The sequence below is a fragment of the Nocardia concava NBRC 100430 genome, assembly GCF_000308815.1.
In the GTDB taxonomy this organism is placed as follows: domain Bacteria; phylum Actinomycetota; class Actinomycetes; order Mycobacteriales; family Mycobacteriaceae; genus Nocardia; species Nocardia concava.
In genome coordinates, this window is the sequence record NZ_BAFX01000187.1 from 1 (window position 1) to 12,726 (window position 12,726).

Consider the following 12,726-nt stretch of genomic DNA (forward strand, 5'->3'; position numbering starts at 1 on the left):
TTTTTGGAGACACCCAGTTTCGTGCTCGCGGAGTTTGACGGCAATGTCGATTTCAGTGGCGCAACCTTCGATTGGGTCAGCTTCCAGCACGCCCGCTTCTCCGGTGCGGTCGATTTCACGGGAGTGAAGTTCGGCGTCGTCACTGACTTCAGCGAGACAAGATTCAGCGGTCCCGTCGACTTCGGACGCGCGAGGTTCTCCGGCACAGTCAATTTCCAGCGCGCATCCATAACCGCTGTCGCGGACTTCACCGACACGCAGTTCCAGGGCGCTATCGATCTCCGGGGCAGCGAATTCGCCAATCCCATCGGCTTCCCGCCGGGCGACGCTGGTAGGTAGACAGCTGATCTGAGCGTGCCCGCTCATCGGCATGACCGCGCACTTACCTGGCCTGAGTTCGCTTCGGGGCGTTGATTTTCAGCTCGACCCTGGTGGCCGTTGTGACCGCATGGGGTGCGGCGGAGTGGCGGATTAGGTGTCAGGCGAGGCCGGCGCGCAGGACGAGAATCGCTACCTGGGTGCGGTTTTCGAGGGCTAGTTTGGCGATGATGCGGCTGATGTGGACCTTGACCGTTGATTCGCTCATGTGGAGGGTGCGGGCGATTTCGGCGTTGCCGGCGCCGGTGGCTACCGCCAGGGCTACCTCGCGTTCGCGGTCGGTGAGGTGGTCGAGTTGGGCCAGGGCGTCGGGCTGTTGGGCGCCGGGGCCCTGGGTGAAGGCGGTGAGCATGCGTTTGGTGATGGCGGGGGCGAGGATCGCGTCGCCCGCGGCGACCACCTCGACGGCGCGGGCCAGTTCGCGGGGCGGGGTGTCCTTGAGCAGGAAGCCCGCGGCGCCGGCTTCCAGTGCGGCGTAGACGTATTCGTCGAGGCCGAAGGTGGTCAGGACGACGACGGCGGGTGGGTCGGGTAGGGCGCGGACGCGGCGGGTGACCTCGAGGCCGTCCACGTGCGGCATGCGGATATCGGTGACGACGACGTCCGGGCGATGCTTGTGGACGAGGTCGACGATGGCGCGGCCGTCGGCGTCCTGGGCCACCACCTCGATGCCGCCACCGGCCTCGAGGATCATGGCTATGCCGGAGCGCACCAGCTCCTCGTCGTCGAGCAGCACCACCCGGATCACGAAACCTCCCTCACCGCATCGTCATTCATCCGCCGCCGGCATTCGCCCACCACCGTCATTCGCCCACCACTGTCATTCATCGACCACCGTCATTCGTCCACCGCATGCAATGGAAACGTCGCGTGCACCACGTACCCGCCGCCCGCCAGCGGCCCGGAATGCAGGCTGCCACCGGCGAGTTCGACCCGTTTTCGCATCCCCAGCAGGCCGAAGCCGGAACCCTCGGCCGCCAGCGGAGTGCGGTCGCCACGCCCGTTGCGGACATCGACATCCAGTACCCCGTCGACCACCGTGAGGGCTGCGCGCACCTCCGCGCCCGCCGCATGTTTGGCGGCATTGGTCAACGCCTCCTGGACGATCCGGTATGCGGCCCGGCCCACGGGTCCTGCCACCTCGGGCAGTTCGATCGGCATGGTCAGGTCCACCGTCTGCCCTGCCGCCACGGCCTCCGCGACGAGTTCGGGGATCGACCCCAGATCCGGCGCCGGGCGCAGCGGCACCCGCTCCGCCGAATTCCGCTGGGCGGCCACGTTCCCGTGAGCCGCCGAATTTCCCTGGGCGGCCGAATTCCCTTGGGCCACCACATCGGCCGGTTCCCGCAGGATGCCGAGCAGCTCCCGCATCTCGGTCAACGCCCGCGACCCCGTGGTGCGAATGGTGCCCGCGATCTCGGCAGGCTTGCCCTCGGCCGAGACCTCCAGCGCCCCGGCCAGCACGGTGATCTGCGAAATCCGGTGCGCCACAATGTCGTGCAGTTCCCCGGCGATGCGCAGCCGCTCGGCCTCGACGGCCGCGGTGGCCCGCAGATCGCGTTCCCGCTCGGCCTGTTCGGCGCGTTCCCGCAGGGCGGCAATGGTTTCCGAGCGCTGACTGGTCCACAACCCCAGCAGCAGCGGCACCGCGAGCACCACCGCCAGTAGCGCCGTTCGCGTCAGGAACAGTGGCACCGTCGTGCCCTGACCCCACGGGATGGCGACGGCGATCAGCGCGGCCGCCGCCCCGCACCACGTCCGTCGCCGATTGCCGCAGCGATCGGCGACGGTGAAAACGGCCAGCAGCAGCGGTGCGACCGATCCGACGAGCACTTCTCCGAGCACGCCCGCCGCCAGCACCGGCAGCGGCCGGTAGCGCCGGAATACCAGGGTCAGCCCGACGGCGATCGACACGTACGGTCCCGCCGCGGCGGGCAGCAGTCCGAACGGGGAGCTGTGCACCTCCGACAGCGAGATCGCACCGAACAACAGGGCGAGCACGACATCGAGCCCCACCCGGGCGATCCGTCGCGTCCTGCTCACTCCGGCAACCCTAGTCGTCGCGCCATCGTCACACGTCACGGCGCGCGAGCAGCGCGAGGCCCGCCGCCAGCAAACCGGCGGCCAGGGCGAACAGCGGCAGCATCGACAGCACCGGGTTCATCGAACCCGGCTGCACCGCGAACCCGGCGGACAGGAACGGCATGAGCTTCGGGCTCAGCCCGGCCAGCACGCCCCCGGTCTCCACCACGGTCGGGAAACCAATCGCCGCCACCAGGGCGACCGTGGCATTGCGGGTGATGGCCGCGACCCCGAGCCCGGCCAGCGCGGCCAGCGTCATGTACACCGGGACGCCGACGAAAGCGTAGGTGAGATGCGAGGTTCCGGAAGGCAGCGTCGAGACCAGCCCCTGCATCAGCACGGTCAGGCCCACCACCGCGACGCCGTAGAGCGCGGCGAGCACACCGGTGGTCAGCGCCTTGGCCGCCATCACCCGGCCCGGTCGTCGCACGGTGAGCATGGTGGTGGTGATGGACCCGTAGCGGTATTCGTGTCCGAAGGCGTTCACGGCCACGGCGGTTCCGAACAGCGCGGCCATCACGAGGGGCAGCCCGTGGACCGAGGCCGCGAATTGCTCGGCGGGCGTCGCATAGTCGCGGGCCGCGGACAGGTAGGCGATAAGCCCCTGCAGCGCCAGCCCGGCGGCCAGCAGCACCCACGTGGACCGCACGGTGGTGAGCCGGGTCAGTTCGTAGCGAATCGCGTTGTACATGAGAGGAATTCCCGTCGGATCAGGCGGCGTGGCCGCGGTACTGGGCGGAGTCGGCGGTGGCGTGGAAGTAGGCGTCCTCGAGGCTGGTGCGCGCCTGGGTCAGCTCGGTGACCAGTACGCCCGCCTGCATGGCGAGGATGGCGACGCGCTGGCGGTCCTCGCCCTCGATCACCACCGCGCCCCCGCCGTCGATCTGGGCCCGGAATCCGTTGCGGCTCAACACCTCCGCGAGCGCATCGGGCCGATCGGTGCGCGCCACGATGCGCGGCGCGGAATTGCGGCCCACGAATTCGGCCACCGATTCCGCGGCCAGCAGTTTGCCCGCGCCGATCACGATGAGCGAATCCGCCAGATGCGCCATCTCGTTGAGCAGATGCGAGGACACGAACACCGTCCGGCCCTGGCGCGCAAGATCTTTGAGCAGATCCCGCAGCCACCGCACGCCCTCCGGATCCAGGCCGTTGGCGGGCTCGTCGAGGATCAGCGTGGCCGGATCGCCCAGCAGCGCCGCCGCCAGCCCGAGCCGCTGCTGCATGCCGAGGCTGAATCCGCCCGCCCGCTTCCCGGCGACGTCGCACAGCCCGACCACCCCGAGCACGTGCTCGACCCGACCCTCGCTGATCCCCGCCCCCGCCGCGATCATGCGCAGATGCCCGATCGCGGTCCGCGTTGGGATGCACCGCGCGAGCATCCAGCATCACGCCCACCGACCGCAGCGGGTCGGCCAGCTCGGCGTAGGTCTGCCCGTCGAACAGGGTCCGGCCGCTGCCGTGGTCGAGTCCGAGCATGAGCCGCATGGTGGTGGATTTGCCGGCGCCGTTCGGGCCGAGGAAGCCGGTCACCACCCCGGGCCGCACGTCGAAGGACAGATTGTCCACCGCCGGGGTCTGCCCGTAGCTCTTGCCGAGCCCGCGCGCCTGAATCATGTCGATGCCTCTCGCCGCAGGGGCGACGCCCGTCGCGTCGCCGTGTCGCCTTCGACAATCCCGTGTTGAGAGGTCCCATCCATCAGCCGACGGCACACGACCGGCTAACACTTTCGGCTTACAAACAGGGTTGACACCTCTTGCTCGGTTGAGCAAACCCGCGTACCGTTTTGCTCATGCAAGCAAGAATCGACTCGGTCAAGCAAGGACGGACGTTCACCGAGACGGCCCGGCGCGCGCAGATCGTGGACGCGGCCATCGAGGTCATCGCGGACCAGGGCTACGCCAATGCCTCCTTCGCCAAGATCGCCAAGCAGGCCGGGCTCTCCAGCACCGGCATGATCTCCTACCACTTCCGCGGAAAAGGCGATCTGATTCGCGAGGTGGTCACCCGGATCATGACCGTGTCGGCCCAATTCATCGGCGCCAAACTCGACGCCGAGTCCGGCTACCGCGGTCGCATGCTCGCCTTCTTCTCCGCGAATCTCGCTCTCGTGGACGAATATCCGAAACACCTGCGGGCGCTGTCGAATATCGCCGCCAATGCCGGGACCGACGATCCCCACCTTTTCGGCCTGCTCGACCAATTGGGTTCGGCCTCCGCCACCCAGGCCGAGATTCTGCGAGCGGGCCAGCGCGACGGGGTATTTCGCGAATTCGATCCGGTCGTCATGGTGATGGCCATTCGCGGATCCCTGGACGCAGCCATTGCCCGCAAGGCCACCGATCCGAATTTCGACGCCGCCGCCACCGCGCGCGAACTCGCCGACCTCTTCGACCGCGCCACCCGCAAGGACGCCTGATCATGACGCACCCGACCGCCCCCACCGAGCCCGCCCCGACCGCCGCCCAGAAGCGCGCCGCCCTGCGCAGACACGTTGCGCGCCAGGTGATCGTGGAACTCATCCTCCCGATCGGCGCGTACTACGGCCTGCGCGCGGCCGGCGCCAGCCCCTGGGCCGCCCTGATCGGCCCGGCCCTGCTGACCGTGCCGTTCCTCGTCTATGGCGCCCTGCGCCACCGCCGCGTCGACGCGGTCGCACTGTTCACCCTCACCATGATCGTCATCGGCACCGCCGTCTCGGTGATCACCGGCGACCCCCGCACCCTGCTGGTGCGCGACGCCTGGCTCTTCGGCGCGGTCGGCCTCTGGATCCTGGCCACGCTGTTCACCCAGCGGCCCATGATGCGCAGCCTGGCCCGCACCATTGTCACCGTGAAAATCGGCGAGGCCGGATACCGGGAATGGGATGCCCGCTGGGATACCGATTCCCGCTTCCGCCGCCATCTGCGCGTGCTCACCGCGGTCTGGGGCGCGGGGTTCACCCTGGACGCCGTCATTCGCGTCGCCTTCGCCTATTCCCTTCCGCTGGATGCCGTTCCGCTGGCGACGACATTGCAATGGCTCGCCGTTCTGGGAACGCTGATCGCATTTCATGTCGTCTACGTCACCCGCAACGGTTTGAAGGTTTGAGCCGCCGCCGGGCGGGATATTCCTTCGCAGAGCGAATCAAATCTGCTGGGCGGTCGCCCGATTCGAGGCCATTCAGCTGCCGAAGGGGCAAGAAATTGCGTTAGCCCCCTCGACAGATCTGCCGTCTGTGCGCCGTAAAGTGATACGTTTTCTCTATGGCCGCGTTGGCCGCATAACCTCTTTTGCGCATCAGGGAGATGCCGTGTCCAGGACTGTGAAAGTCACTACCGCATGGGTTTGCGGGGGAATCCTCGGGATTGTTGCCGGAATGTTCGGCGCGGGCGGCGCGTCCGCCGACGACGCGGGCGGTCCGGTTCAGGTCGGCGACGCCGTGTATTTCGCGCTCGGCGGGTGGAACTGCTCGATCGCGGCGAACGGTGTGGTGGGTTGCGACTTGGCCGATCCGGCCGCGGTCATGAATGTGCTGTACGCCGGAGCACAGGTCCCGTTCCCGAATGTGCCTGCCATAGTTATCGATTCGGCCGCCACGCCCGCGCATCCGGAGTGGAATTCCAACGGCAGCCACACGCTGCCGGGCGGAAATCCGGGATTGGCGGCCATCGCCCAGGTGAGCGGGCACGACCCGCAGTTCTCCATCACCCACGCGGGCGCGACCTGTCAGATCACCTTCAATGGTTCGGCCGTGTGCACATCGCTGGGTCATGGGTTCAGCCAAAGGGGACCAGTGCCTTTCGGCTACTGATCCCCTTCGGATTCAACTGATTACCAGTACCAGACGCCGGAATCCCAGTCGCCGTAGTCCCAGACATTGAAATCGTAACGAGTATGCGCTCCCCCGAAGAGGTAACCCCACCAGCCGGCCGAGGTGTCGCAGATCTGGTCGTCATGGTTGCACACCGTCACAACCGGGAAGCCGCCGAACCAATCATCGACGCCCGCAAGGGGATAGCCGATGATCCCGCTGCCGGGAGTCGAGGACAGTCCCGCCCAACCCGGGCCCGCGGCCCGCTTGGGATCCGACAGCAGAATGGCATTCGCGTTATCGGCATCCTGGTGTGCGGTGACCCAGGCGTGCACGATTCCCGCGCCTTCGCTGTGCCCGATGAGCTTGATGTGGTCGCCGGGGCATTCGTCGCGGTGCTGCCAGAACAGCCGGTTGAGTTCGTTCAACCCCGACATCGGGTCGGCGGAGTTGTAACCCACGGGCTGGTTCACAAAGGGGGCGAAGGTCGACGAGTTGTTGTCGCCCAGCCCGCCGATGCCGATGGTCCAAACGCCGGTGCAGTCATCGGCATTGGCCTTCGGAGCCGTGAGGTGTGTCATGGTGGAAAAGAGGATGGCCAACACTAGTGCGGCGAAGAGCGCCGTTGCTCTACGCATGGTCGTAACTTTCTTTGTCTACTAACTCCGGGTCCGGCCCGGCTTGCACGCTATGTACCCAGCAATTGCTGGCGTTCTCATTCCTGCCGAAACAGTTACATCCGGCCCATTTTCGTAGTCCATTCCGCGATGTCAGGGCCACCGCACCCGATCTCACCCCCGGCTTGCCGAGCGTTGACAGACTTCCCGGTCTCCACCCGCCCCGAATCCCCTTGGATCGACGAGCAACTCGCATAACCGCGGATTCGCGACGCATACTGTCGGGGATCAATCGGGGACGGGGGCGGTCATGGTCGCTGACGACGGCGAGGACGGCCGGCTGCGGTCACCCCGCGCGGCATTCGCGCGGCGGTTCGCCGAACTGTATGCGGCGGCCGGGAATCCGACCCTGCGCCGGGTGGCGAACGCGGCCGAGGAACGGATGCGGGCCGCGCGCGGCACTCGGCCCGGCGCGGTCCCGGCTAGTCGGACAGGCGCGGCCTCAGCACAGCGCATCAGCGATTGGAAGGCCGGGCGCAATGTCCCGGCCCGGTTCGAATCCCTGCTGCCGGTGGTGCTGGTGCTGGTCGAGCTGGCCCGCAAGACGGGCGGTCCGCTGCCGCGCCCGCTCGCCGATCGCGCGGAGTGGCAACGTCTTTGGCAGGCCGCGACCAGCTGGAACCCGGAGGCGGACACCGAGGCCGCCTGCCCGTATCAGGGGCTGAGCTCCTATGGGCCCGAGCACCGGGCACTGTTCTTCGGGCGGGCGCGCGCCGTGAGCGAGCTGAGCGCTCTCGTGCGCGCGGCCGACGGCGTGGTGGCCCTGGTCGGCGCCTCCGGGGCGGGTAAATCCTCGCTCCTCGCAGCGGGTTTGGGCCCGGCGCTGACGGAATGGGAGATCACCGCGCTTGACGCCGGGCGCGCAGCCGTGCACCGCGCTGCTCGGCGCGCTCGGGCAGTCGGATACGGACGATGCCACCGAGGACGCGCTGCTGGCGGTGCTCGCGACACGATCCGAGGGCCCGCGCAGAATTTTGATCGTGGACCAGCTGGAGGAGCTGTTCACCGCGGGTTCCGATGAGCGCGAACGGGATTTGTTCCTCACCGTCCTGGACGGATGCTCCCGCCGCACCGACGATCCGATCGCCGTCGTGGTCGCCTTGCGCGCCGACTTCTACGCGCACTGCCTCAACCACCTCATCCTCCAGGACGCCTTGGAACACCGCGGCTACCTGCTCGGCCCGCTGCGCATGGAGGAACTCTCGCAAGCGGTTTCGGGCCCGGCCCGCGCCGTCGGCCTGGATCTCGAACCCGGCCTGGAAGAGCTCGTCACCACCGAATTGTGCGGCGCCACCGACCATCCCGGCCGCCGCACCTACGATCCGGGCGCACTGCCCATGCTCTCGCATGTCATGGCCGCCACCTGGCACCATCGCGAGGGCCGCCGCCTGACCATCGCTGACTACCGCACCGCGGGCGGCGTGGTCGGCTCGGTCGCCGAGACCGCCGAATACGCCTGGAACGAACTGTCTTCCGACCAACAGCGGGCCGCCCGCGACCTACTGCTGGGGCTGGTCACCGTGAGCCAGGACTCCCGCGACACCCGCCGCACCGTCGCCCGCGCGGACCTGCTGGCCCGAACCGCCGATCCCGAAGCCGCCACCGCCGCACTGGAACTGCTCACCCGCACCCGCCTGCTCACCCTCGACGCCGAGGCGGTCACCCTCACCCACGAGATCGTCCTCACCGCCTGGCCCCGCCTGCGCGGCTGGATCGACGAGGACCGCGTCGGCTACCTGATCCGCCAGCGCCTGGAGTCAGATGCCGCGGAATGGGCTGCCCAGGAACGGGATTCGTCCCTGCTGTACCGCGGCCCCCGCCTGCAGAACGCCCGCGAGCATGCGGATCCACCACCGGTCGGGCCGCTGGCACAGGAATTCCTGACCCGGTCGGTGGCCGCCGTGGATACCGGCCGCCGCCGCTCCCGACGCCTGCGGCTGACGCTGGCCCTGCTCGGCGTGGTGCTGCTCGTCCTGGGTGTCGGCCTGTACTCGCAGATCCGGCTGGCCGATCAGCGGCGCGCTGACAGCGATTTCACCGCGGTGCTGGCGGCGGCCGATCAAGCGCGGCAGTCGGATCCCACGCTGGCGGCGCAACTGAATCTGGTCGCCTGGCAGCTGCGGCCCGGCGATCCGGCCGTGCGCTCGCGACTGCTCCAGTCCCAGGCGGCGCCGCTCCTGTCGGTCACGCCCGCCCACGCACAGGCTGTTACGCGGATCGCGTACCAGCCGAGCACCCGGACTCTCGCCTCGGTGGATCTCGAAGGCGGCCTGCGACTGTGGGACACCACCGACCCGCGGCACCCGAGCGCGCTCGGAACCCGGACGGAGGGCGTCGGCGACGTGGCCTTCGCCCCGTCCGCACCGCTGATGGCCACCACGGACGCCACGCTGGTGCCCAGCGGCGACCAACTGAACGCGAATCACATTGTCACGCTCTGGGATATCTCGAATCCCACCACGCCTCGCCGACTGGCTCAGCTGCCGACCGACTCGAACCCGACCGAGGTGACCTTCGCCCCGACGGCCGCACCCTCGCGACGCAGTCCGTCAGCCTGCTGACCCTGTGGGACGTCGGCGATCCGGCCGCTCCGGTGCGGCGGGCGGATCGGCCGCTGGATGATCGAGGCTCGCTCAGCGGCGTCAACGCGTTTCGCTTCAGTCCGAACGGTCGCCTGCTCGCACGCATCGACCGGAATGGAGCCGCCCGCACCGCCTCGGTCCAGCTGTGGGACCTCACGCGCCCGGACGATCCCACGCTGCTGGTGCCCGGCTTCGCCACCGCGCCGGTATCGTCGTCCGCCCCGAGCGGCCCGACCTCCCTCGCGTTCCGTGCCGACAGCGCGATGCTGGCCGTCGGGATCACGCCCGAGGCGGGATCGCACGCCATCGTGCAACTGTGGGATCTCGCGGACCCGGCGCGCCCGCGCATGTCGGCGAGCCGTGAGATCGACCACGGCGGCATCTCGGATCTGGACTTCGCACCCGACGGCCACAGTCTGGCGACCGCGGTCGGCGCTGCGGTGACCGTCTGGAACGTCACCGATCCGGCCGACCCGACCCTGCTGGTCAACGGGCTGTCCACCAGTCCGGGCACCTGCCGTTCGGGTGTCGGTGGCTCCCCGTACGGCGCCGGTTCGTTCGAGTGCTCTGCGGCCCCGCGCGCGATCGTGTTCGCCGCCGACGGGCATCACCTGCTCGCGGGCGCGGCCACCGGTGATCTCCACACATGGTCGCTGCCGTCCGGGCTGATCCCGACTCTGCCGGGCTCGAACGACATGTCGGTCTTCCGGGCCGGGGGCAGCAGACTGGCGATCGGGTCGCCGCGGCTGGGCGTCACCACCCTCTGGGACGTGCGGAATACGCAGTCGCCCAAGGTGATCGCCGTGTATCGCAGCGTCCCGGAGACTGAGGTCGGTGAGCTCTCACCGGACGGCACCGTGCTGTTGGAACAGAGTCTGCGGGGAACATCGATGTCGGTCGTCGACCTGTCCGACCCCGCCGCCGTCCATTCCCGTGGGGAGGGCCCGATTCCCGATGCCGGTGCACTGCGTATGTGGGCCATCAGCAAGGACTTCCGGACCATGGTCACCGTCGACGACCGCCGACTGCTGCGGCTGTGGGACTTCACCGATCCGCCGCGCACGACGCCGCTCGGCGACCCGATCCAGGTGCCGGAACAGGCCGACTTCGAATTCGGCCCGGACAGCAGGACCCTGATCGAGACCGAAACCATCGGCGAGGCAGAACATTCGGAGTCGGTGACCACCCTGTGGAGCATCGCCGATCGATCCCATCCGAGCCGGATCGCGGAACTGCTGCGGCATCCCACGAGCGAGCGGTCCGTCATCGACTTCGCCCCCGACCTGCGCACCATGGTGGTCTCGGGCAAGAGCACCTTCCAACTGTGGGACATCAGCGACCCACACGAACCACAGCGGCTGGGGCAACCGGTCGCGGCGAAAATACCGGCGCTCCGGGGCTTCACCTTCACTCCGGATTCCCGCACCCTGCTCGCCCACGGCTTCGACGGCGTCATCCGGCTGTGGGACTTCCGCGACCGCGCGCATCCCGCGGAACTGGCGACCTTGACCCCCACGGGCGGATACAGCGACGACTCGGTGGTCGTCGCCGACAACGACCGGCTGGCCGCCATTACCACCGAAGGCACGTTCGCCCTCTGGGATCTCGATACCCGGCACGCCATCGACCGCATCTGCGCGGTCACCGGCGAGTTCTGGAACGAGGACCGCTGGAAGCAGTACCTCCCGCAGCTGTCCTACCGCCCGTACTGCCACAGCAGCTGAACCAACCCTCCGTCTGTGCACGTGCACAAAGCGCACCGCCGCCGCCTTAGCCGCCTGTCAGTAGTGCTGAGCAGCGGTTTCCTGTGAGCTGTAGCCCAGAGGCGGTGCGCGTGTGAGGGCGGCCGCACGAATCAAGGGCGATTCGGAGGATGTCATGAGCAAGTCCCGGCGGCGGCTGACCGTAGCCTTGGCGGCCGCGTGCATGGCGGTGGGAACCGGTGTGGCGCAGGCGGATCCGGGGTTCCCGCCCGTGTTCCCGCCGGATCAGAATCAGCTGCCGCAGTTGCCGAGCGAGCCGCAGATCTATCAGGCGCTGCCCGTTCCGGTGCCGTCCCAGGATCCCTGGTACGACGATCCGGCCGATCTGGACGCCTACGCGCCGGGTCAGATCGTGCGCAGTCGCGAGGTGCAGACCCGACTGCTCGGGCTGCCGATCCCGGTGTACACCAAGCAGTTGCTGTTCCGGTCCGAGGATGTGCACGGCAATCCGATCGTCACCGCGACGACGGTCATCGTGCCGGGCATTCCGTGGCAGGGCAGCGCGCGTCCGGTGGTGTCGTTCCAGGAGGCCATCGACTCCACCGACTCGTCGTGCAATCCGTCGCACACGCTGCAGGTCGGCACCATGAAGGAGTCGACGCTGGCCATCTACTGGCTGATGCAGGGCTTCGCCATCAACGTGCCCGACTTCGACGGCAAGTTCAACACCTTCAACACCTACGCCGAGGGCAAGATGGTCCTCGACAGCCTGCGGGCGATGAAGAACGATCCGGGACTGGGGCTCACCGATTCCGGGATCGCGCTGTACGGGTACTCCGGCGGCGGTTCGGGCTCGATCCGCGCGGCCGAACTGCGCGCCACCTACGCGCCGGATGTGCGGCTGCTGGGCACCAGCATCGGCGGCACGCCCGCCAATCTGATGGAGCAGGCGAAGTACGCCACCCAGGAGGAGCCCGGCGTCACGGGCATCAGCAACTTCACCATGTGGCTCGGCTTCGTCTCGTTGTCGCGGGAGTACCCGGAGGCGTTCAACGCCGCGGAGCTGCTCACGCCCGAGGGGCAGCAGATCGTCGCCGACATGCAGCACCGCTGCTATGCGACGGCCGCGCTGACCGGGATGTGGCGGCCGATCAGCGACTACTACCAGCCGGGGAAGTCGCTGGAGTCCTACCCGGAGGTGGTGAAGGTGTTGCAGGACAACAGCCTCGGCCACTACATCCCCGACACCCCGGTGCTGTGGTGGCACGGGCTGTGGGATGAGCTGATCCCGCCCGCGGCGGTCGTTCTGCCGACGGTCCAGTCCTATTGGGATCGTGGCGCGGATCTGCGCTTCGCCACCGTGCCGGTGCCCGAGCACATCACCAATGCGGTGACCGGATGGCTTCCGGCCGTCGCATGGACCAGTGCGCTGCTGCGCGGGCTGCCGGCGGGGCCGCGGTTCATGGCCGCCTTCGCTCCCCTGCCGCCCGGATTCCCCGGGGCCTGAGCG

Annotated in this window: 12 protein-coding genes and 2 pseudogenes; 8 read left to right on the plus strand and 6 right to left on the minus strand. The window is 68.4% G+C overall.

Features of this window, described 5'->3' with window-relative positions:
* A partial coding sequence (locus tag ON43_RS36615; protein ID WP_040815135.1) for a pentapeptide repeat-containing protein occupies positions 1-339 on the plus strand: 339 nt, incomplete at its 5' end.
* A gap of 139 nt (positions 340-478) precedes the next feature.
* Here the strand turns inward: ON43_RS36615 and ON43_RS36620 are convergent.
* The 5 genes and pseudogenes from ON43_RS36620 to ON43_RS47095 all read right to left on the minus strand — a co-directional run.
* Positions 479-1,126 (minus strand): response regulator, encoded by a 648-nt coding sequence (locus tag ON43_RS36620; protein ID WP_040815136.1) that lies wholly within the window; start codon positions 1,124-1,126, stop codon positions 479-481.
* An 89-nt stretch (positions 1,127-1,215) separates the two neighbouring features.
* Positions 1,216-2,421, minus strand: a complete 1,206-nt coding sequence (locus tag ON43_RS36625) for a sensor histidine kinase (RefSeq protein ID WP_063712700.1) — start codon at positions 2,419-2,421, stop codon at positions 1,216-1,218.
* Between the two features lie 28 nt (positions 2,422-2,449).
* The gene (locus tag ON43_RS36630) at positions 2,450-3,151 is read right to left on the minus strand and encodes an ABC transporter permease (RefSeq protein WP_040815137.1); all 702 of its coding nucleotides are present in this window, start codon (positions 3,149-3,151) and stop codon (positions 2,450-2,452) included.
* 19 nt (positions 3,152-3,170) lie between these two features.
* Positions 3,171-3,794, minus strand: coding sequence for a DUF8746 domain-containing protein (locus ON43_RS36635; RefSeq protein WP_306304994.1), 624 nt, complete (start codon positions 3,792-3,794; stop codon positions 3,171-3,173).
* A 100-nt stretch (positions 3,795-3,894) separates the two neighbouring features.
* Positions 3,895-4,077: pseudogene (locus ON43_RS47095) on the minus strand (ATP-binding cassette domain-containing protein); the annotation flags it as partial.
* Between the two features lie 176 nt (positions 4,078-4,253).
* On the opposite strand from ON43_RS47095, the gene ON43_RS36640 reads away from it, so the two are divergent.
* The 3 genes from ON43_RS36640 (at position 4,254) to ON43_RS36650 (ending at position 6,254) form a co-directional block, all read left to right on the plus strand.
* Positions 4,254-4,880, plus strand: coding sequence for a TetR/AcrR family transcriptional regulator (locus ON43_RS36640; protein ID WP_040815138.1), 627 nt, complete (start codon positions 4,254-4,256; stop codon positions 4,878-4,880).
* A gap of 2 nt (positions 4,881-4,882) precedes the next feature.
* A complete protein-coding gene (locus ON43_RS36645) occupies positions 4,883-5,551 on the plus strand; it encodes a VC0807 family protein (protein WP_040815140.1) in 669 nt (222 codons plus the stop codon).
* A gap of 202 nt (positions 5,552-5,753) precedes the next feature.
* On the plus strand, positions 5,754-6,254 hold the full coding sequence (locus tag ON43_RS36650; RefSeq protein WP_157514331.1) for a hypothetical protein: 501 nt from the start codon (positions 5,754-5,756) through the stop codon (positions 6,252-6,254).
* A 20-nt stretch (positions 6,255-6,274) separates the two neighbouring features.
* Here ON43_RS36650 and ON43_RS36655 read toward each other — a convergent pair whose 3' ends face one another.
* Positions 6,275-6,835 carry a cutinase family protein gene (locus tag ON43_RS36655; RefSeq protein WP_051179745.1) on the minus strand — a complete coding sequence of 187 codons (561 nt, stop codon included), beginning with the start codon at positions 6,833-6,835 and terminating at the stop codon, positions 6,275-6,277.
* A 478-nt stretch (positions 6,836-7,313) separates the two neighbouring features.
* Here ON43_RS36655 and ON43_RS47260 point away from each other — a divergent pair.
* The 4 genes and pseudogenes from ON43_RS47260 to ON43_RS36675 all read left to right on the plus strand — a co-directional run.
* Positions 7,314-7,766 (plus strand): annotated as a pseudogene (locus ON43_RS47260) (nSTAND1 domain-containing NTPase); the annotation flags it as partial.
* A gap of 13 nt (positions 7,767-7,779) precedes the next feature.
* Entirely contained in the window at positions 7,780-9,492 is a 1,713-nt protein-coding gene (locus ON43_RS36665) for a WD40 repeat domain-containing protein (protein ID WP_373283523.1), read from the plus strand.
* Between the two features lie 32 nt (positions 9,493-9,524).
* Positions 9,525-11,237, plus strand: coding sequence for a WD40 repeat domain-containing protein (locus ON43_RS36670; protein WP_040815148.1), 1,713 nt, complete (start codon positions 9,525-9,527; stop codon positions 11,235-11,237).
* A gap of 154 nt (positions 11,238-11,391) precedes the next feature.
* Positions 11,392-12,723, plus strand: coding sequence for a lipase family protein (locus ON43_RS36675; protein WP_040815150.1), 1,332 nt, complete (start codon positions 11,392-11,394; stop codon positions 12,721-12,723).
* Positions 12,724-12,726: the final 3 nt, after the last annotated feature.

Excerpts from the sequence above, each read along its gene's own strand:
- ON43_RS36630 (WP_040815137.1), bottom strand. The coding sequence starts at position 3,151 with ATGTACAACGCGATTCGCTACGAACTGACCCGGCTCACCACCGTGCGG.
- ON43_RS36635 (WP_306304994.1), bottom strand. The coding sequence starts at position 3,794 with ATGATCGCGGCGGGGGCGGGGATCAGCGAGGGTCGGGTCGAGCACGTG.
- ON43_RS36640 (WP_040815138.1), top strand. The coding sequence starts at position 4,254 with ATGCAAGCAAGAATCGACTCGGTCAAGCAAGGACGGACGTTCACCGAG.
- ON43_RS36655 (WP_051179745.1), bottom strand. The coding sequence starts at position 6,835 with ATGACACACCTCACGGCTCCGAAGGCCAATGCCGATGACTGCACCGGC.
- ON43_RS36645 (WP_040815140.1), top strand. The coding sequence starts at position 4,883 with ATGACGCACCCGACCGCCCCCACCGAGCCCGCCCCGACCGCCGCCCAG.
- ON43_RS36675 (WP_040815150.1), top strand. The coding sequence starts at position 11,392 with ATGAGCAAGTCCCGGCGGCGGCTGACCGTAGCCTTGGCGGCCGCGTGC.